This window comes from Brachybacterium sp. p3-SID957, from assembly GCF_025144775.1.
GTDB lineage: Bacteria > Actinomycetota > Actinomycetes > Actinomycetales > Dermabacteraceae > Brachybacterium > Brachybacterium epidermidis.
Genome location: NZ_JALXKT010000019.1, coordinates 1 through 20127 on the forward strand (window position 1 = coordinate 1; position 20127 = coordinate 20127).

Below are 20127 nucleotides of genomic sequence, written 5' to 3' on the forward strand. Positions count from 1 at the left end.
CGCGAACAGAGCGTCCAGCTGCCCCGAGGCCTTCAGCTGATCGACCAGATCCCGACCAGTGGGCTCACCACCGGCCTGCTTCTTCTCATCGGTCATGGTCATGATTCTTACCGTTCCTCTCGGTACGGCTTACACAGACCATCTGACACGCCCGCCCAGGGCGCGTGCGGCCTCGGCCTGGCCGCGGTCCACCGAGTTCAGACCCGAGCGGATGATCTCGGCCAGGTAGGCGCCCTCGTTCAGCCCCAGGCCGATCACGGCGGCCCAGAAGGCGGTGACCAGGTCGCGGGTCGAGAAGGAGAACAGCTCCGGTCCGAAGGGCACGCCTACGGCGATCTTGGGGACGATCACGGTGAACAGGCCCCAGAACACCAGCTGGGTGTACACCGGGATGCCGCGGAACACGAAGATGTATCCCCAGCTCACCGCGCGCAGCACGGGGTTGTCGCTGCGGCGCATGATGGCGGCGGTCAGCGCCACGATGGTGCCCAGCACCATCGACAGCAGCGTCAGCAGGAGCGTCCAGCCGACGCCCTGGACCACCTTGACGTCCAGGATGTAGGTCGCCACCGTGTCCCACTCGAACACCGGATTGGTGATCAGGAAGTTCACCAGGGCGAGGGTCAGCAGACCCACCACGACCGCGGCGATCCAGGTCCCCGGGCGCGGAGCGGGGCGGGCATGGATGGGGGTGACTTCGTTGCCGGCGGCGTCGCGCAGGCCAGGGGTGTCGGAGACGGTGCTGCTCACGGTTGGGGGTCCACTTCTGCTCGTTCGATCATGCCGTTCTCGTTTCCCCAGGCCGCGAAGATCTCGCGGAGGTGGCCGGAGTCGATGAGGTACTGGACGGCCCCCCGCAGGGCCTCGGCGAACTCGGGCTGGTCCTTGGGCACGACGATGCCGTTGAGTGCGGACTCCTCGATGTCGCCGATCTGCTCGAGAGTGCCGCGGGAGCGGGCCACTGCGTAGGCGGTCACCGGGGAGTCGGCCATGAGGATGTCCCCCTTGCCGCCGGCGACATTGGTGGCCGCGTCCGAGTTGGAGACGTAGGCCAGCATGTCGTACCCGGGCCTGCCGGCATCACGGCACTGGTCGGAGCGCTCCAGGGACAGCTCCTCCTGGTAGGTGCCCACCTGGAGGGCGACCCGCTTGCCGCACAGGTCGGCCGGGTCGATGTCGTAGGGGTTCCCGGTGCGCACGGCATAGGCGATGCCGGCCTGGAAGTAGGAGACCATGCTGACGTTCTCGAGCCGTTCGGCGTTGATGGTGAAGCTGGAGATCCCCACGTCGTACTTGGAGCCGATCGAGGGGATGATCTGCGCGAACACCGCTGATTCGGTGCGGGTGGACAGGCCCAGCACCTGGCCGATGGCGGCGAGCACGTCCATGTCGTACCCGACGGCCTCCCCATCGGAGCCGACGAACTCGCCGGGGGCGTAGTTCAGGGCGGCACCGTTGATGAGCTCTCCGCGCTCGCGGATCGGGGCGGGAACCATCGCAGCCAGGTCGTCCTGGCGCTCAATCCCGCTGAGGTCCACCTCGGGCACGGTGTTCGACTCGGCATCGAGGCGCTCACTCGCCCGGGTGCAGCCAGCGGTCACCGACGCCGCGGTGCCGACGAGGACTGCGGCCGGCAGGGCTCGCAGCAGGGTCCGTCTGGGGGTGTTCACGCAGCAAGCTTATGCACGCCTGCGCATACTTCTGTGCTCCACCCGCGGAATGAGAGAGGCCTAACATGCCGCTTCGACGCGAGCGCGGAGCGCCGCGGGCAAGCCAGGGACGCGAGCGCGGACCGCCGCGGGCAGGCCAGGGACGCGCGGGGCGCGATGCGGGGCGCGCCAGGGACGCGCGGGGCGCGATGCGGGGCGCGCCAGGGACGCGCGGGGCGCGCTGAACCCGCAACCAGGGACGCGAGTGGCGATCCGCCCGTCGGCTCAGAACCCCATCGACATGCCACCTGTGGTGGTGGCAGGCTCCTCATCGGCGGTAGCGTCCTCGGCGTCCAGGTCCGTGGCGGCGCCCTCGAACTGGGAGCGGTACAGGCGCGCGTAGGCGCCGCCCTGCTCGAGCAGCTGGTCATGGTTGCCCTGCTCGACGATGTCGCCGTCCTCCATCACCAGGATCAGATCCGCATCGCGGATGGTGGAGAGGCGGTGGGCGATCACGAAGGAGGTGCGGCCCTCGCGCAGGCGGTTCATCGCGTTCTGCACCAGCACCTCGGTGCGGGTGTCCACGCTGGAGGTGGCCTCGTCCAGGATCAGCAGGCTGGGGCGGGCCAGGAAGGCGCGAGCGATGGTCAGCAGCTGCTTCTCACCGGCCGAGAGCGAGGTGCCGTCGTCGTCCACGACGGTCTCGTAGCCCTCGGGCAGCTGGCGCGCGAAGTCGTCGACGTGGGTGGCGCGGGCCGCCTCGATCACTTCTTCATCGGTGGCGTCCAGGCGGCCGTAGCGGATGTTCTCCATCAGGGTGCCCTTGAACAGCCAGGTGTCCTGCAGCACCATGCCGGTGCGGGAGCGGAGCTGGTCGCGGGTGAGGTCGCGGATGTCGATGCCGTCGATCGTGATGCGGCCGCCGTCGACCTCGTAGAACCGCATCACCAGGTTCACCAGGGTGGTCTTGCCGGCGCCCGTGGGGCCGACGATCGCCACCGTGTGACCGGGGTCGGCCACCAGGGACAGGTCGCGGATCAGCTCGCGGTCGGGGCTGTAGGAGAAGCGCACGTGCTCGAACTCCACGCGGCCCTCGCGAATGCCCGCCGCAGCGCCCTCCTTCTCGGTCTCAGGCTCCTGCTCCGTGGCGTCCATCAGCTCGAAGACGCGCTCGGCGCTGGCCACGCCGGACTGCAGCATGGTGGCCATCGACGCCACCTGCGACAGCGGCTGGGTGAACTGGCGGGAGTACTGGATGAACGCCTGCACGTCGCCCAGGGTGATCTGGCCCTGCACGATTCGCAGGCCCCCCACGATCGCCACCGCCACGTAGCTGAGGTTCCCCACGAACATCATCAGCGGCATGATCAGGGAGGAGACGAACTGGGCGCCGAAGGTGGCCTTGAACAGGGTCTCGTTGCGCTCCTCGAAGCGCTCGCCCACCTGATCGCGGCGACCGAACACGGTGACCAGGTCGTGCCCGGTGAAGGCCTCCTCGACCTCGGCGCCCACCACGCCCGTGGCGTCCCACTGCTGGGCGAACAGCTGCTGGGCCTTCTTGCCCACCACCCCGGTGATCAGCAGCGCCACAGGGATCACGGCCAGCGCGATCAGCGACAGCTGCCAGGAGATGGTGAACATCATGAGCAGCACGCCGATCACGGTGAGGATCGAGTTGACCAGGCCCGTGACGGTGTTCATCAGGGTGTTCTGGATGTTGTCGATGTCGTTGGTGACGCGGGAGAGGATCTCCCCGCGCTTCATCCGGTCGAAGTAGGCCAGCGGCAGGCGGTGCAGCTTCTCCTCGACCTCGCGGCGCAGGCGGTAGACCATCCGCACCAGGATCCGGTTCAGGGCCAGGCCCTGCAGCCACATCAGCAGCGCCGAGAGCACGAACAGGCCCACCGCCAGGCCCAGCACCTGGTACAGGGAGGTGAAGTCGATGCCCTGCCCGGGGGTGAGCTCCATGCCGGTGAGCATCTCGGCGAACTGGTCCTCACCCGAAGCGCGCAGACCGTCGATGATCTCCTGCTTCGAGGCTCCCGGCGGCATCTCCCGGGAGATCAGCCCGGTGAAGATGATGTCGGTGGCGCGACCCAGGATCTTCGGCCCCACCACGGACAGCCCCACCGAGACGAAGCCGATCAGGATCGCGGCGTACAGGTACTTGCGCTCCGGGCCGATCTCGCGGACCAGTCGCTTGGCCGAGGGCCAGAAGTTCTTGGCGCTCTGGCCGGGGCGCAGCCCCCGTTCGGCGGCCTTCTCACTGGCGATCTCCTCGGCCTCGGCGGCCTCGTCGCCGGCGACGACAGGCGCGGTGGTGGGCGCGTCGGGGGAGCCCCCGGGCGTCGCGTCAGGGTCCTTCCGACGGTTCCTGCGGCGGTCCTTCGCGGGGGTCTTGTCTGACGCGGTCATCAGGCCACCTCCTCCTCGACGCCCTGGGAGCGCACGATCTCGCGGTACGTCTCCGAGCTCTCCAGCAGCTCTGCGTGGGTGCCGCGGTCCACGATCCTGCCGTGGTCCAGCACCAGGATCAGATCGGCGGAGGTGATGGTGGTGACGCGCTGGGCGACCACCAGCACCAGGGCGTCGCGCGTCTCGGGCTCCAGGGCCCGGCGCAGCTTCGCATCGGTGGTGAGGTCCAGGGCGCTGAAGGAGTCGTCGAACAGGAACAGGGAGGGCCGGGCCACTAGGGCGCGGGCGATGCACAGGCGCTGCCGCTGTCCGCCGGAGACGTTGGTGCCGCCCTGGGCGATCGGGGAGTCCAGCTGCTGCGGCATGGCGGCCACGAAGTCGCGCCCTTGGGCGATGGTGAGGGCGTGCCACAGCTCCTCGTCGGTCGCGTTCGGGTTGCCGAAGCGCAGGTTGGAGGCGACGGTGCCGGAGAACAGGTACGGCCGCTGCGGCACCAGGCCAACACGATCCCAGAGCACCTGGGCGTGCAGGTCGCGCACGTCGTGGCCGTTGAGCCTGACGCTGCCCTCGGTGACGTCCACCAGGCGCGGCACCAGGTTCAGCAGGCTGGTCTTGCCGGCACCGGTGCCGCCGATGATGGCGACGGTCTGACCGGCGCGGGCGGTGAAGGAGATGTCCTCCAGCACGGGCTTCTCCGCGCCGGGGTAGGTGAAGGAGACGTCCTCGAAGGTGAGCTCGACCGGGCCCTGGATGTCGCGCAGCCCGTCGGTGCGCTGCACCACGCTGGTATCAGCCTCGAGCACCGCGGTGATGCGCTCGGAGGAGACCATCGCGCGCGGGATCATCATCGTCATGAAGGTCGCCATCATCACCGCGATCAGGATCTGGATCAGGTAGGCGATGAACGCGGTGATCGAGCCGATCTCCATCTGCCCGGCGTCGATGCGGGGCGCGGCCACGGCCAGCACCAGCACGCTGGAGATGTTGATGATGAACATGATGATCGGGTTGATCAGGATCATCAGCAGGCCGATGCGCCGGTTCAGGTCGGTGAGCTCGAAGTTCACCTCGGCGTAGCGCTCACGCTCGCGCTCCTCCCGCACGAAGGCCCGCAGCACGCGGATGCCGGTGATCTGCTCGCGCAGCACGCCGTTGATGCGGTCGATCTTCTCCTGCATCTGGCGGAACATCGGCGCGGCCTTGAGGATCAGGAAGCCGACACTGACCAGCATCACCGGGACCATCACGGCGATCAGCCAGGCCATCCCCGGCTCCACACTGAGCGCCAGGATCACCCCACCGACGCCGGTGACCGGCGCCTGGACCAGGAAGTTCAGGCCGAAGAAGATCAGCAGCTGCACCTGCTGCACGTCATTGGTGTTGCGGGTGATCAGCGAGGGGGTGCCGAACTCGCTCATCTCCCGCGGGGAGAAGCTCTGCACCTGGGCGAACACGCGCGAGCGCAGATCGCGGCCCACACTCATCGCGGAGCGGGCGCTGAAGTAGTTCGCGGCCACCAGCGCCACGATGTTCCCGAAGGACACGGCCGTCATGATCCAGCCCAGGCGCCAGATGGTGGGGATGTCGGCCTTGGCCACGCCCTCGTCGATGATGTCGGCGTTGATGGTGGGCAGGTACAGCGCGGCCATGACGCCGATGATCTGGAACAGCACCACCAGCAGCACCCACGGCAGGTACGGCTTGAGCGCCCTCAGGATGAGGCGAAGCAGTATCACGGGGCTCCTTCCAGGGGCGCACGGGCGCGGACGGGCGCGTTCGCGCGCCGCGTGAAGCATAGTCGAGACGGCCGACAGACCACCCGTGGACGTCCGGGCAGTGCCCGTTACCTTGTGAGCACCCCGATGGACGGGGTTCTGGTCGCTCGGCCGGGTATGGCTTTGTTGCCCTGCCATCAATGGTCCGGGGGGTGTTGCCGCCCGGTCGAGAGACACGCGTTGACCGCTGATAGGGACACGGCCCAGCACTGCTGAGGTCTCTTCGTAACGTGGGTGCCGGCATCGGGTGTCAAGACTGCGACCAGCGATGATGCTCCAGGGAAGGACAGCATCATGGAAACCAGATTCGCGGTCGTCATCGGACTGGACGTCGGGAAGACTGCCCACCACGCGTGCGCGCTCGATCCGGACGGGAACAAGCTGTTCGACAAGCCCCTCCCGCAGGACGAGACCAAGCTCCGCGAGCTGTTCACCCAGCTGCAGAACCACGGCGAAGTGCTGATGGTGGTCGACCAGCCCAACACCATCGGAGCGTTGCCGATCGCGGTCGCCAGAGACTCCGGCTGCTCCGTCGCCTACCTGCCAGGCCTGGCGATGCGGAAGGCCGCGGACCTCTATCCGGGCAGGTCGAAGACCGATGCGCGCGACGCGTTCATCATCGCTGACACCGCCAGGACCATGCCCCATACCCTGCGCAGCGTCGATCGTGACAGCGAGGTCCTCTCCGCACTGAAGGTCCTTGCCGGCTTCGACGAGGACCTCGCCCACGAGACCACCAGGGCACTGAACCGGATCCGGTCGCTGCTCACGCAGATCCACCCCGCGCTCGAGCGAGTCTTCGCCGGCGGGACCCTCTCGACCGGGCTCGTGCTGGACCTGCTGGAGAAGTTCGGCGGCCCCACCGGGCTCAACACTGCTGGTCGAGGCAGGGTTCTGAGGTTCGCCCGGGCCCACTCGCGTCGTGACCCCGAAGTGCTGATCGATCAGATCTTCACCGCGCTCGCGGAGCAGACCGTGGTCGTGCCGGCGACCGCGGCAGTGGAGCTGGTGATCCCGAGAGTCGCTGGCCAGGTCAAAGAACTGAAGGACCAGCGAGCGACCGTGGCGAGGGAGGTCGAGGGCATGTTGGAGGACTTCCCTCTCGCCTCGGTCTTGATGAGCATGCCGGGGATCGGCATCAAGACCGCCGCCCAGATCCTCCTGAACATCGGTGACGGCACCGCGTTCGAGAGCGCGGGCCATCTCGCGGCCTATGCCGGGATCGCACCGGTCACACGACGATCCGGCACCTCGATCCGCGGAGAGTTCCCCGCCCGCTCCGGGAACAAACGCCTGAAGAACGCGCTGTTCTACTCCGCCTGGGTCGCCACCCGCTGCGACCCGATCTCCAAGGCCTACTACGATCGCAAACGTGCCGAGGGCAAGCGTCACAACGCTGCCGTGATCTGTCTGGCACGCCGCCGCTGCAACGTCATCTTCGCGATGCTCCGCGACGGCACCTACTACCAACCGCCCATCACCCCTGCCCCCGAGCCGACCGCTCTCGCAGCTTGACTCGGAACATAGGGACACTCCCCCACCCCAGCAGGTCGCGTGCGCACCGGCGTGGAGGCTCCCCCGCCTCTCCGGCCACCGCCCTTCTGGACACCGCCCCCCGGTCCCCGCGCTGCCAGCCACCGCCCTTCTGGACACCCAGCAGGTGTCCGCTACCGTGGCCGGGTGGATAGACCTGTCCAGCGCCTCGTCATCATTGTGCTCGCCCTGCTGCTGGTGCTCCCCCTCGGCTACATGGGGATCACCGGGCTGATGGGCGGGCCCGATGGCCAGGACCCCTCGTCATCGCAGGGGCAGCAGGATCCTGCCGACGATCGGCCGGACGTGGACCCGGCCGATCAGCCGCAGCGCCCCGAGATCGCCAAGCCCGACCCCCCCGCTGCGATGAACGAGCAGACCGCGGCCGGCGCCGAGGCCACCCTGACCTACCTGCTGGACTCCTACACGTACATGATGACCACCGGCGACACCTCCGTGTGGGAGCAGTCGACGGATCCGAACTGCTCGGTGTGCATGACCTTCCTCGCCAACGCACGGGTGCTGAACGAGCAGGGCGGCTACCTGGTGGACGGCGAGTTCACGGTGGAGTCCACGAGCTTCCAGGCAGCGGGCGAGGACGCTCCGGCCGATGGCGACGCAGCCGCGGACAGCGACGCACCCGCAGATGGTGGCTCCGCCGCCCCCGGGGATGCTCCCGCGAGCGGACTGGCCACGGTGACCTTCACACAGGCCGAGAGCATCCTGGTGGACGACCCCACCAAGGAGTCGATTCCCCTGGAGGCCGTGACTGGCCAGATCCAGGCCCAGATGGTGTGGAACGGCGAGCGCTGGCTGGTGGGCGACATGACCTACCTGCCTGCGGCCGGTCAGGGCGAGGGCGGCGGCGCTCCGTCCGACGGCGGCGCCTGACCCTCGCTTGCGCTGTTGGAGGTGGGGAGCGGGGCGGGAATCCCTGCATCCTGCCGGTACAGGAACAGGTCGGTGCGGTACGGGAGGCCCACGAGGCTGCCGGGTGCGTGCCCGAGGTGGTCATGGAGGTACCAGTCGAGGTTCGCGAGCACCTTTTGGCGGCGCTCCTCGGTGGCGGTGATGACGTAGCTGCGGGTGCGGGCCAGGTCGATCAGGTCATGCGTGGGGAGGGGGTCCTCCCAGTGATGCACCACCCGGTCCGCCAGCGCGAGCTCAGGGCCGACAGTGGGCAGGAAGTCCTCGCGCTGCACGTCGCCTGCGTGCATGATCCGGGAGAGCCGGTGCACCCATGGGATGGTCACGTCCATGGTGTTCCACACCAGCGCCAGCACACCTCCGGGGGTGAGCAGCCTCGTCACCTCGGCGGTCGCGGCGGGGGCGTCGAACCAGTGCCAGGCCTGGGCGGCCGTGACCAGGTGGGCCGACGCGGCGGGCAGCGCGGTCGACTCCGCCGTCGCTCGGTGGGTGGAGAGCGTGGGAGCCGACTGGCCAAGAGGATCCGCGGAGGCACGGGCCCGCAGCGCCTTGAGCATCGCTTCACTGGTGTCCACGGCGGTGACCTGGACACCACGCTCGGCGAGCGCCCAGGACAGCTTCCCGGTGCCGGCGCCAAGATCGATCGCGCGTACCGGAGCGTGAGCGGGCCGGGCCTGAGCGGGCGGTGCGGAAGTGGGATGGGCGTCCAGGTTCGGCACTCCGCCCGGCAGGTGGGCGAGGATCGCGTCGACCACGGCTCCCGGGTACCCGGGGCGCAGCCGGTCGTAGTCCTCCCCCTGGTCCTGGAACGCCTCGGCCAGCGCGCGTTTCCGCTCGCCGCTGCGGAAGCGGGGCTGGTGCCGGGAGGAGATCGGCGGGATGGGCAGGTGCTCAGACATCAGTACGTCACGACGGGGATGACGAGAACGACCGCCCCGGCCGCGCCCGGGCGATCCGGGCGGCTCATCGGGTGGACCGGGTGGGTCATCGTGCTTCTCGGTTCGCCACCCAGGAATGGTGCAGCCCCGCGTAGATACCGCCGTCGAGGTCCACCAGTTCGGCGTGGGTGCCGCACTCGACCAGGTCGCCGTGGTCCAGCACCAGGATCTGATCGGCCCGCTCCGCCGTGGAGAGGCGGTGGGCGATCGTGAGGGTGGTGCGGCCGCGGGCCAGGCCGTCGATGGCCTGCTGCAGGCGCACGTCGGCCGCGGGGTCCACGGCGCTGGTGGCCTCGTCCAGCACGATCACATCGGGATCGGCGAGGTAGGCGCGCGCCAGCGCCACCAACTGCCGCTCCCCCGCGCTGAGGGACTCGCCGCGCTGACCCACGGGGGTGTCCAGGCCCTCGGGGAGGCCATCGCACCAGTGGCCCAGCCCGAGTTCGTCCATGGCCTGCAGCATGTCCGCCCGAGTGGCGTCCGGCTTGCCGTAGAGCAGGTTGCCGGCCACGGAGGTGTCAAACAGGAAGCCGTCCTGCGGGACCATCACCACGCGCTGGCGCAGCGAGGCGTACGGGATAAGCGGCAACGGCACGCCGCCGATGCGGATCTCACCGCTGACGGGGTCCATCATGCGGGTGAGCAGCTTTGCCAGGGTGGTCTTCCCGCTGCCGGTCTCGCCCACGATCGCGACATGGCTGCCGGCGGGCACGTGCACGTCGATGCCGTGCAGCACCTCGGGGCCGTCCGGGTAGGAGAACCGCACCTGGTCCACCTCGACGTCGAGGCCGCCGTCGGGCAGGGGGCGCGCGCCGGGCACCGGCTGGGTGCGGCGGCCGGTGTGGGGGTCCATGGAGCCGCCGGGGTCGGCGACGTCGGCGGGGGTGTCGAGCACGCCGAGCACGCGGCGCCAGCCGGCCACCGCGTTCTGCGCTTCCGAGAGCATCTCGATGCCCATCCGCACCGGCATGCTGAACAGGGACACCAGGAACACGAAGGCGACCACGCCGCCGGCGGTGAGGTCGGCCCCCGGCAGGTCTAGGCCAAGGGCGCCGGTGCCCAGCAGCACGCCCACCACCACCACGACGGCGGTGGCGAGCCCGTCTCCCATCTCGGAGAGGAAGAACGATGCCGACTGCGGGCGCAGCACGGCGAACTGGGCGTCGCGCACCTCGCGCACGCGGTCCACCTGACCGGCGCGGGTGCGCTCCTCGATGCCGTAGGCACGCACGGTGGCCGAGCCCACCAGGGACTCCGAGACCGAGCCCAGCATGCTGCCCACGGCAGTGCGCACCCGCTGGTAGCGGGCCCGGATGCGCTTCTGCAGTGCGCCCAGCAAGAAGAACACCGGCAGATAGCACAGCCACACCACCAGGGCCAGCGGCCAGGAGTACACGGCCATCACGCCGGTGGCCAGCACCAGCTGCATGCTCATCACCGCCAGCATGATCCCGCCGAAGCTCATGAACTGGCTGACGGTGTCCACGTCGCTGGTGACGCGGGAGACCAGGGCGCCGCGCTGCTCGGTGCCCTGGGTGAGCAGGGACAGGTCGTGGATGTGCCGGAAGGCGCGGGTGCGCAGCGTCGCCAGGGCCGTCTCCGCCATCCGGAACAGCCGGCGGTTCATCAGCATGTTGCAGCCGGCCGTCACCAGCAGCACGCAGGCGGCCAGTCCGGCGGCGGTGGCGACGAAGCGCAGGTCCGGCACGGCCGGTTCGATGATGCCGGTGTCCAGGATGTTCTGCACGGAGATGGGGATCACCACGCGCCCGGCGGTGGCGACCATCGCCAGCAGCAGGGTGATCCACACCCCGGCCAGGGCCTCCGGGGTCAGTGCGAGGCCGCGGCGCACGGTGGCCAGCGCCGACTCGTCGTTGGGGCCCTCAGAGCCGAGGCGGGAGGAGGCTGGGGTGGGCTTGGTATCGGCGTCGGCGCTCATCCGTGCGACTCCATCAGGTCGTGGGCGATCGCGGCCTCGTCGTAGGCGTCCACCAGGGCCCGGTACTCGGTGCTGCGGGTGCGCAGCTCGGTGTGAGTGCCCTGGGCGGCAACGGTGCCGTGGTCCAGGAACACCACGTGGTCGGCCAGGGAGATGGTGGACTTGCGGTAGGCGATCAGCAGCAGTGTGGAGGCGGTCATCTCGCGCCTGATCCCGTCGAGGATGGCCAGTTCCACGCTGGGGTCGCAGGCGCTGGTGGCGTCGTCGAGGATCAGCAACCGCGGCCGGCGGGCCAGGGCCCTGGCCAGGGCGATCCGCTGCCGCTGCCCGCCAGAGAGGGATCCGCCGCGCTCGCCGAGCTGGGTGTCCAGTCCGTCGGGAAGGGCGTCGACGAACGTGTCGGCCTGGGCCACGCGCAGCGCCCAGCGGATGGTGTCCTCGTCGATGTCCTCGCCGAGGGTGATGTTCTCGCGCACAGAGGCGTCGAACACGAATGCCTGCTGCAGCACCAGGACGACGTCGCTGGTGAGGGCGTCGGCGGTGAGGGAGCGCAGGTCGGCACCGTCCAGGGCCACCCGTCCGTCGGTGGGGTCCAGGAGGCGGGCGGCGAGCAGGGCCAGGGTGGACTTGCCGGAGCCGGTGGCTCCGACGACGGCGAGCACGCGGGCGCCGACGTCGGGGTCGGCCACCAGGGTGATGTCGTGCAGAGCGCGGCTGATGCGCACATGCTGGTCCTCGGGCCGGGTGGTGCGGCCCAGGATCATCTCGGCGGGGTCGTCGCGGTAGGTGAAGGAGACCTGTTCGAAGGTGAGGCGGCCCGGGCCGGCAGGGAGCGCGTCCGGGCCGTAGGTGCGCTCCTCGGTGACGTCGAGGATCTGCTGGACGCGTCCGCCGCCCACGACGGTGCGGGAGAGGTCCCCCAGCACCCAGCCGAAGGAGCGGATAGGCAGGGACATCAGCGTGAACAGATAGGCGACCTCCACCAGCTGACCGGTGGCGAGGTGCCCCTCGCCGATGCGCCAGGCGCCCAGCACGGCGACCGCCAGGATTCCCAGGTTGGGCAGGGCGTCGATGGCGGGGTCGAACCAGCCACGCACGTAGCCGAAGCGGATGCCGTTGCGGCGCAGCTCCTCGGCGGCGGCCGAGAAGCGCTGCTCCTCCACGTCCTCGCGGCCCAGGGACTTCACCACGTTGGCACCGTCAAAGGACTCGTGGGCGATCTCGGCGACCTGGGCGCGCAGCCGCTGGGACTGCACGGCGATGGGGGCGGCGTAACGCTGCAGCAGGACGTTGAGGATGATCAGCAGCACGATCAGTGCCAGCATGACCAGCAGGATCACCGGGTCGATGCGCCACACCACCGTGATGGCGTAGCCCAGCATCACCACGGTGGAGATGGCGAAGGGGAACGCGGCCATCGCGAAGAAGGTGGCCTCCACGTCGGAGTACATGGCGCTGAGCAGGGTGCCGGTGGACTGGCGGCGGTGCCACAGCAGCGGCACCTTCGCGTACACGGTGCCGATGCGCTCGCGGTAGAGGCGGAACAGGTCGTACTGGGTGGCGGCGGCGAACACGCGGCGCAGCACCACGCCCACGGCGCGGGCCACACCGATGCCGAGGATCGCGAGGCCGCCTCCGGCCAGCAGGGCGATGCTTGCCTGGCCGGCCTCGAAGGAAGGCACGATGACCTGCTCGGTGACGCGGCCGATGATCGCGGAGGTGGCGATCTGGAGCAGTGCGAAGGCAGTGGCGCCGGCGACAGCGAGGGTGAACCAGCCCTTCTGCTCCCATGCGCCCTTGAGCAGGCGCTTCAGGCCGGGGATCAGGACGGCGGGGTGCGGGCGGTCCAGGGGTGACGTGCTCACGGGGCGGGCGGTGGCGGCTCGGCCGGGGGTGGCGTCAGGAGCTGCGGGGCGGGCGGCGGCGGGGCGGGATCTGTCGGTCATGCGTTCATGAAGTGGAGGACCACCGCGATCGCGAAGGTGATGGTGGACAGCATCGCGAGCGTGAACTCGATGGCGATGCCGATGCCGAGCGCCTTGATCGCCACCCAGGCCGAGCTCAGGCCGCGCTTCCAGTCCTTCAACCGCACTGCCTCGGAGACGTACAGGCCGGCCAGGAAGCCGATGGGCAGGCCCAGGAAGGGGATCACGAAGATGCCCACGATGCCGCTGGCGATGCCCACCAGGATCGGCCAGGTGGGGACCTCGTGCCGCTGCAGGCGCCTGCCGGTGAGCACATAGCTGGTGGTCATGCCGATGACGCCGAGCACGGCGATGATCGCGAATGCCACCCAGGAGGTCCAGCTGCCGGTCACGATCGCCCAGATCAGGGTGGCGATGATGATGGTGATGGTGCCGGGCAGCACCGGCAGCACGATGCCGCACAGCCCCACCACGTAGGCGAGGGCCACCAGCACGGTGACGAGGATCTGCAGGGACATGGTGTCCACGGTGCCTCCGGACGGGGAGAGGGCGGGATGGGCGGGCCGGGCCGACGCGGACCCCTGATCATCCTAGGGCCCGGGGCGGGAACGCTCACGGGGTGGTTAGCTCTCCCCTGGCCCGCCGGGCCGTCTGCTTCTGCACTCTGGCACCAAGGATGATGCGACTGCCGTCCTTCACCACGGCAGCCAGATCAGGAGGCGCACATGTCGTTCTGGGGAGCTGATAGCGAACAGCTGCAGGAGTGCTCGCAGCGGTTCGACACGGGAGCTGAGACACTGAACGCCGCACTCGATGCGGTGCAGGCACGGGTGCTGAGCGTGCATTGGGCCGGGCCGGATGCCGACGACTTCCGCTACGTCGCATTCCCGGCTGTCGCAAGACAACTTCAGGATGGGGCACGGCGGATCGCGGCGCTGGCATCGACTTCTTCGAGAGCCTCGCCTCGACGAGGCTTGCACTGGGAATCCCGTCGTGGTGAGATCGCGGCGAGAAGGCCCCTGTGGGCGCCCCGCGAACGACACCGAAGGGCATGTGCTCATGAATCGTCGTCATGTCCTCGGGATGGTCACGGGGCTCGCGGCCGCAGCCGCAGGGATCTCCTCGGCGTGCACGCGGCGTTCCGCGGATGCGCGGCTGGCGCAGGTGGACGTGCCGCGCGATGCACCGTCCGGAGAGGTCACCGCAGTGGTGGTGGAGGACGGTGATGTCCTGCGGCTGGTGATCCAGGACCTCTCCGGCACGGAGCTGTGGCGCGATGACCTGCCGCACGTGGAGCGCTGGTTCCCGGGGGTGCTGTGGGAGCAGGATGCGGATGTGCTGTGGATCCTCTCCACCGATCACGGCAACGGGAGCGTACGGCAGGACGAGGCAGGCGCCTGGGTGAAGACGATGGGGTCGGACGGCATGCCGGAGGACATCGCCGCGCTGGCGCGCTGAGGGGCCGCCCCCGCGAAGGACATATGGTCGACGGGTGCATGCGACGCTTCCCTGGTCCCCTAGCGCCCAGAGCGCCGTCTGGTCTATAGCCGTACGCCGGCTGGGCCACGGCCCGGCCGCCACCGAGCCCCTCCTGCTCGAGCAGGATCCGGAGCGGGTGCTCGGCACCGCGAGCCTGGGCAAGCTGTTCCTGCTGCGCGCGGTCGCCGAGCGGATCGACCGCGACCGAGGTGCCGCGTCGCTGCTGCTGCCCCGCCCCGAGGGCCTGGAAGTGGAGGATTCGGGCCTATGGTGGCACCTGGCCGCACCGCGCCTGACCGTCGGGGATCTCGCCGTGCTGGTGGCCTCCTGCAGCGACAACCTGGCCGCCAACGCCCTGATCGACTGGATCGGACTGCAGGCCGTGCAGGACGTGGCCCGGCAGTGGGTCCCGGGCGGATCCACTCTCTGCGACTTTTTCCGCGGCCACCGGGGACCCGAGCACCCGCCGGAGGTGAGCGTCGGCTGCGCCCAGGACTATCTGCTGGTGATGGAGGACATCGCCCGCGCGGCGACCCCTGCTCTGGCGACCGTGCGCTCGTGGCTCCGCACCGGCGTGGACCTCTCGCTGGTGGCGGCGGCCGCCCGCCTCGACCCCCTCTCCCACTACCACCCCCGTGGCCTGGACTGCGTGAACAAGACCGGCTGCGACGTGGGGGTCCGGGCCGACGTGGGAGTGCTCACCTCCCCGGGGGGCATCCTCGTCTACGCGGTGCTCGCCTCCTGGGATCCGTCGGCGGAGGAGGGGACCGCGGAGGCGGTCATCGAGGACATGCGCCGTCTCGGGGGTCTGCTGGTCGAGCACATGGATCACGCGATGCCCGCCCGGTGACAGCAGGGGCCCGTCGTCCGCGGGCCCCTCACTCGCTCGCGACCAGGTGCTGCGCGAAGCCGGGTGCCGGGCGCTGCAGGAACTCCTCGAGCGGGACGTCCTGACGCACGCGTCCCGCCTCGAGCACCATGACCCGGTCGGCGAGCGCCCGGAGGTCCGCCAGGTCATGGGTGACGATCACGGCGGTGCGACCGGCGAGCTCGCGCGCCAGCAGCTCCCGCAGCTGCGGAGCGGACTGAACGTCGAGGGCCGCGAACGGCTCGTCCCACAGCGAGAGCTGGGGGCTGGTGGCAAGCGCCCGCGCGATCGCCGCCCGCTGCGCCTGACCACCGGAGACCTCGTACGGACGACGGCTGGCGAGCCGGCCCACCCCGACCCGGTCCAGCCAGGTCCGTGCCTGGTCCCGGGACGCGGAGCGACCGGCTCCTTCCGCGCGGGGCCCGAACGCGGCGTTGCCCTCCAGGGTGAGGTGGGGGAACAGCAGGGGGTGCTGACCGAGCCGCGCGACCCGACGCAGATGAGGTGCGCGGGGGCGCACTGTGGTCACTCCGGGCCGCGCAGCCGATGGCTCCGTCCCCTCCGTTCCCGAGGCACGGCCGGTTGCCAGAAGCACGTCGTCGCCGAGGCGGATGTGCCCGTCATCGGCGGTGACCAGGCCGGCGAGCACCTCGATCACGGTGGACTTGCCGCTGCCGTTGGGGCCGACGATGGCGAGGGTCTGCCCGGCAGGCACGTGCAGAGCGAGGTCGACGCCGCGTTCGGGCACGACGATGCGGGCGTCGAGGGCCGGGGACGAGGGGGTGGTGAGGGCAGCGGGGGTGGCGGGGGCAGTGTGCTCCTCGACATCGGTCTGCTCATCAGCAGGAGCGCCGGCTGGCGCGCCAGCAGTGTCGTCGGCCGAGGAGGTGCGACCCAGGGAGCGGCGCAGCCCCTCGGCCCCCGGGGACCGGTAGGCGATGGCGACGATCACGGCGGCCACGATCACCAACAGCAGGCTCATGGCGACGGCGGAGTCCTGGTCGGTCTCGCGGGCCAGGTAGATCTCCAGCGGCAGGGTGCGGGTGGTGCCCTGCAGGGAGCCGGCGAAGGTGATGGTCGCGCCGAACTCGCCGAGCGCACGGGCGAAGGTGAGCACCAGCCCGGCACCGAGGCTCTGGGCCAGCAGCGGCAGTGTGATCGTCGCGAGGGTGCGGGTGGGGCTCGCACCGAGGGTGAGCGCGGTGGCCTCGTACGCGGTGCCGCGGGAGCGCAGCGCACCCTCCACGGTGAGGATCAGGAAGGGGGCGGCCACGAAGGTCTGGGCGAGCACCACGGCCAGGGTGGTGAAGGCGATGTCGATGCCGAGGGCCTCGGCGAGGGGGCCGACGAGTCCGCGGCGCCCGTACGTGGACAGCAGCGCAATGCCTCCGACCACGGGCGGCAGCACCAGGGGCAGAAGCACCAAAGTGCGGGCCACCCGCAGCAGCATCGATCCGGCGGGGGCGCGGGCCATCAGCAGCGCGACCGGCAGACCCACCAGCAGCGACAGCACGGTCGCGGCGAGCGCGGTGAGCAGGCTCAGCCGCAGGGCGATCAGTGCGGAGGGAGCGGTGAGGCTCTGGCCCAGGGTGGACCAGTGCACGGTGGAGAGCAGTCCGACGATGGGCAGGGCCAGCACCGCCACGCACAGCAGGCCGAGGACCCGCACCCACCCTGGCAGCAGGGAGCCGCCGGGGGTCCGGTGCCCTCGAACTGGTGTCACGGCTGCTGGAATCCGGCGTCGGCGAGCAGGGCCTGGGCCGGGTCCTGCCGCAGGAAGTCCACGAAGGCCTGGGCCTGCTCGGGCTGCTCGGTGGAGGCGGTGACGGCGGCCGGGTACTCGGTGCGGGCCTGGTCCGCGCCGGGCAGGTCGATCGTGGTCACGGCCTCGCCCGCGTCGGCGGCGTCAGTGGCGTAGACGATGCCGGCGTCTGCCTGGCCGGTGGTGACCTTGCCCAGCACGTCGGTCACCGAGCTCTCCTCGCTAACGGGGGTGAGGTCGATGTCGGCGTTCTCGGCGAGGGTCTGGGCGGCGGCACCGCAGGGCACCTGGGGTGCGCACACCACCAGGTCGACACCGGGAGCGACAGCGCTCTCGAGGTCGGTGAGGCCGGCGGCGTTGTCAGCGGGGGTGACCAGCACGGGCACGTTGGAGGCGATCACGGCGGGGGCGGCGGTGATGGTGCCGGCGTCGACGGCGCGATCCATGGTGGACTGGTTGGCCGTGACCAGCACGTCGGCCGGGGCCCCAGCGTCCAGCTGGGTGATGAGGTCGGCCGAGCCGGCATAGTTGAACCGCACCGTGACCTGGGGGTTCGCCTCCTCGAACTTCGTGCCGACCTCGTCGAACACCACCCGCAAAGAGGCGGCGGCGAACACCGTCAGCTCGGTGGTGGCACCGCCGGTGCCGGAGCTGCCCGTCGTGCTGGCGGGCCCGCAGGAGGCCAGCAGCAGCACCGGGAGCAGTGCCGCAAGGAAGGGCCGTCGGCGCACGTCAGGCCCCCTTCTCGATGACCACGTTGGTGGACTTCACAACGGCGGTGGCGACCACGCCGGGCTCCAGGCCGAGGTCCCGCACGGCCTCGGTGCTGATCAGGGAGACCACGCGGTGGGGGCCGCACTGCAGCTCCACCTGGGACATGACGGTGTCGCTGAGGACGTCGGTGATGATGCCGACGAAGCGGTTGCGAGCACTGCGGCCCACGTCGGCCGGGTCGGCGGGCAGCACCGAGTTGTCGCGGGCAAGGCGGGCCAGCTGCAGGCCGTCCACGGTGGCGGGGGTGCCCGGGGAGCGGGTGAGCAGCCCCTGGTCGATCCAGCGGCGCACGGTGTCGTTGCTGACGCCCAGGAACCGCGCCGCATCAGAGATCCGAATCTGCGCCATCATCGCCCCACTTCTTCCGCATGTGCGGAACAGTGTAGGTGAGAACTGCATCCTTGGGTGGCAGGCTCCGGTGCTATCCGAGCCTCCGCTTCAGCTCGGCGATGAATATCGGCAGATCCTCGTCGAGGGTGTTCCACAGCAGCACGGAGTCAACATCGCCGTACCCATGCGCGAGGCGATTGCGCATGCCGCGAACCGCTACGAATGGCAGATCTGCATTCGTGGCCGGGAACCCCGCCGGGAGGTCCTCGAGGACGGCCTGGAACTGAATGATCAGGTGGCAGGCAGCCGACTGGAGAACCTGGCTCTTCACATCCGGGGCACAGAACGCTCCACCCCCATGCGCACGGATGTAGTCCACCTGAGCAATGATCTCGTCAAGAGCCGAACGAAGCTCATCCAGGCTCGGCCGATCATCCGTCATGTCAGCGCAACAGCTTGCGCCCGGGCGTGATCAGCAGCCCGGCCACGCGCCCCGAGCGACATGACATCAACCGGAACCCCCAGCTCATCGGACAGCTCCAACTGGGCAGCGATCAGATCGAAGTACGAGGCAGCCGACTCGAACTCGACAAGGAGGTCCACATCTGATGCGCGCGAAGTCGTCCCTCGCGCCACCGAGCCGAAGACGAGCACCCGACCGGTCCCGCGGTGCTTCTTGACCACGGAGCGGATCCGCGGCGCTGCAGCACGGACATCCTGGAGTGTCACGGTCGGCTGATGCGTCACGACCTCAGCGTCCATGGCTCGAGCATAGACCGCATGCCGTGATTCCAGCACCGAACTGCCTTCATGCCGACCTCGAGCGCCCCGTTCCGCGGTACCTGCACGACCAGCATCATCTCCGGTGGCGGCGCGGACAGGCCGGCGACGCTCTCCGTCCGCCCCACCCCGTACCGCTACCATCGCTCTCAGCTCTGCAGAGCAGAGATGAGCCGTCGTCATCATGCGATGGTGCGATTCTCCCCGCGGGCGCGGGGATGCAGGACCGCGCGACGCACATTCGCGGCATAGCAACGAAGTCGTCATCGCCTCGCTTCTTCCGCATGTGCGGAACAGTGTAGCGACTGATCGCTTCGATGCACTCGGACGGGAGAATCAACGGATTTCCTGAACATTTGACCAGGAAGCGTCATATGCTTCGAACATGAGGACGAGCTCATCTCCTTTCGGATTGTCTCGCGCAGCCCTGGCTCTGTGGGCGAAATCGGGGGACGAGACGGGCTGGCTGTCTCTCCCCCAGCACATGCTCGACACCGCAGGCGCTGCCGGTCACCTCTGGGACGAGTGGGCACCAGGCGCTGTCCGTGACTCGATCCAGCGACATACGGGCCTGAACGTTCAGAACAGCCGCGCCCTCCTCACATGGCTGGCCGGAGTTCACGACATCGGAAAAGCGACCCTGACGTTTCAGCTCCAGCCGACGCGCCGGGCCGACGGCCTCATCTTCACGGACGCCCTGCGCGACTCCGGCCTCCCCCTGCGCGTGCCCGGCCTCGAGAAGATGCAGCCTCGCTTTCCCCACGCATTGGCCTCCGGTTCTCTGCTCCGTTCCTGGCTCCGTCAGCACGGCGTCGGTCCTCATATCGCGCGCTCGCTCGCCGATGTCGTGGATTCTCACCACGGCATCCCCTCGCGGCGTCATGAACAGCAGGGCGCGGACGACGTGCTCCTCACTTACGACCCCGCATGGCATCAGGTCCACGAAGAACTGCTCGGTCTGCTTGCACGACGAACAGCGATCCACGACGTCCTCCCGGATCTGCACGAGGAGATCGAAGGACCTGCTCAGACT

Annotated in this window: 17 protein-coding genes and 1 pseudogene; 5 read left to right on the plus strand and 13 right to left on the minus strand. The window is 69.6% G+C overall.

The window, feature by feature from the left end; translation table 11 throughout:
* Window positions 1–129 precede the first annotated feature (129 nt).
* The 4 genes from M3B01_RS05960 to M3B01_RS05975 form a co-directional block, all read right to left on the minus strand.
* Window positions 130–750 (minus strand): ABC transporter permease subunit, encoded by a 621-nt coding sequence (locus M3B01_RS05960; protein ID WP_311203200.1) that lies wholly within the window; start codon window positions 748–750, stop codon window positions 130–132.
* The gene (locus M3B01_RS05965; protein WP_259790230.1) at window positions 747–1670 is read right to left on the minus strand and encodes an ABC transporter substrate-binding protein; all 924 of its coding nucleotides are present in this window, start codon (window positions 1668–1670) and stop codon (window positions 747–749) included. The genes M3B01_RS05960 and M3B01_RS05965 overlap by 4 nt, the downstream gene beginning before the upstream one ends.
* Before the next feature lie 264 nt (window positions 1671–1934).
* Window positions 1935–4064 carry an ABC transporter ATP-binding protein gene (locus M3B01_RS05970; RefSeq protein WP_259790231.1) on the minus strand — a complete coding sequence of 710 codons (2130 nt, stop codon included), beginning with the start codon at window positions 4062–4064 and terminating at the stop codon, window positions 1935–1937.
* Window positions 4064–5800, minus strand: coding sequence for an ABC transporter ATP-binding protein (locus M3B01_RS05975; RefSeq protein ID WP_259790234.1), 1737 nt, complete (start codon window positions 5798–5800; stop codon window positions 4064–4066). The genes M3B01_RS05970 and M3B01_RS05975 overlap by 1 nt, the downstream gene beginning before the upstream one ends.
* Before the next feature lie 333 nt (window positions 5801–6133).
* Here M3B01_RS05975 and M3B01_RS05980 point away from each other — a divergent pair, with 333 nt between their 5' ends.
* Together M3B01_RS05980 and M3B01_RS05985 are read left to right on the plus strand one after the other, a co-directional pair.
* Window positions 6134–7354 carry an IS110 family transposase gene (locus M3B01_RS05980; protein WP_259790236.1) on the plus strand — a complete coding sequence of 407 codons (1221 nt, stop codon included), beginning with the start codon at window positions 6134–6136 and terminating at the stop codon, window positions 7352–7354.
* Between the two features lie 165 nt (window positions 7355–7519).
* Window positions 7520–8263: a DUF6318 family protein gene (locus M3B01_RS05985; RefSeq protein WP_259790238.1), complete on the plus strand. Its 744-nt coding sequence runs from the start codon at window positions 7520–7522 to the stop codon at window positions 8261–8263.
* Here M3B01_RS05985 and M3B01_RS05990 read toward each other — a convergent pair.
* From M3B01_RS05990 to M3B01_RS06005, 4 genes are all read right to left on the minus strand, one after another.
* Window positions 8221–9198, minus strand: a complete 978-nt coding sequence (locus M3B01_RS05990) for a class I SAM-dependent methyltransferase (RefSeq protein ID WP_259790239.1) — start codon at window positions 9196–9198, stop codon at window positions 8221–8223. The genes M3B01_RS05985 and M3B01_RS05990 overlap by 43 nt on opposite strands.
* Before the next feature lie 85 nt (window positions 9199–9283).
* Entirely contained in the window at window positions 9284–11176 is a 1893-nt protein-coding gene (locus M3B01_RS05995; protein WP_259790241.1) for an ABC transporter ATP-binding protein, read from the minus strand.
* Window positions 11173–13122, minus strand: a complete 1950-nt coding sequence (locus tag M3B01_RS06000; RefSeq protein ID WP_259790242.1) for an ABC transporter ATP-binding protein — start codon at window positions 13120–13122, stop codon at window positions 11173–11175. Before M3B01_RS06000 ends, M3B01_RS05995 begins: the two co-directional genes overlap by 4 nt.
* Window positions 13119–13619, minus strand: a complete 501-nt coding sequence (locus M3B01_RS06005) for a DUF456 domain-containing protein (RefSeq protein WP_311203201.1) — start codon at window positions 13617–13619, stop codon at window positions 13119–13121. The genes M3B01_RS06000 and M3B01_RS06005 overlap by 4 nt, the downstream gene beginning before the upstream one ends.
* 541 nt (window positions 13620–14160) lie before the next feature.
* Here M3B01_RS06005 and M3B01_RS06010 point away from each other — a divergent pair.
* Together M3B01_RS06010 and M3B01_RS06015 are read left to right on the plus strand one after the other, a co-directional pair.
* Window positions 14161–14559 (plus strand): hypothetical protein, encoded by a 399-nt coding sequence (locus M3B01_RS06010; RefSeq protein ID WP_259790246.1) that lies wholly within the window; start codon window positions 14161–14163, stop codon window positions 14557–14559.
* Between the two features lie 34 nt (window positions 14560–14593).
* Window positions 14594–15430, plus strand: a complete 837-nt coding sequence (locus M3B01_RS06015) for a serine hydrolase (RefSeq protein WP_259790248.1) — start codon at window positions 14594–14596, stop codon at window positions 15428–15430.
* Window positions 15431–15458: 28 nt separating this feature from the next.
* Here the strand turns inward: M3B01_RS06015 and M3B01_RS06020 are convergent, their stop codons facing one another.
* The 5 genes from M3B01_RS06020 to M3B01_RS06040 all read right to left on the minus strand — a co-directional run bounded on the left by M3B01_RS06020 (window position 15459) and on the right by M3B01_RS06040 (window position 19076).
* A complete protein-coding gene (locus tag M3B01_RS06020; RefSeq protein ID WP_259790249.1) occupies window positions 15459–17171 on the minus strand; it encodes an ABC transporter permease in 1713 nt (570 codons plus the stop codon).
* On the minus strand, window positions 17168–17941 hold the full coding sequence (modA, locus tag M3B01_RS06025) for a molybdate ABC transporter substrate-binding protein (protein ID WP_259790251.1): 774 nt from the start codon (window positions 17939–17941) through the stop codon (window positions 17168–17170). Before modA ends, M3B01_RS06020 begins: the two co-directional genes overlap by 4 nt.
* Before the next feature lies 1 nt (window position 17942).
* Complete coding sequence (locus tag M3B01_RS06030; RefSeq protein WP_259790274.1) at window positions 17943–18332, minus strand: molybdopterin-binding protein; 390 nt, start codon at window positions 18330–18332, stop codon at window positions 17943–17945.
* Window positions 18333–18405: 73 nt separating this feature from the next.
* A complete protein-coding gene (locus tag M3B01_RS06035) occupies window positions 18406–18756 on the minus strand; it encodes a DUF86 domain-containing protein (protein WP_259790253.1) in 351 nt (116 codons plus the stop codon).
* Window positions 18753–19076: a nucleotidyltransferase family protein gene (locus M3B01_RS06040; RefSeq protein WP_193866939.1), complete on the minus strand. Its 324-nt coding sequence runs from the start codon at window positions 19074–19076 to the stop codon at window positions 18753–18755. Before M3B01_RS06040 ends, M3B01_RS06035 begins: the two co-directional genes overlap by 4 nt.
* A 502-nt stretch (window positions 19077–19578) precedes the next feature.
* Here M3B01_RS06040 and M3B01_RS14710 point away from each other — a divergent pair.
* Window positions 19579–20124 (plus strand): annotated as a pseudogene (locus tag M3B01_RS14710) (CRISPR-associated endonuclease Cas3''); the annotation flags it as partial.
* Window positions 20125–20127: the final 3 nt, after the last annotated feature.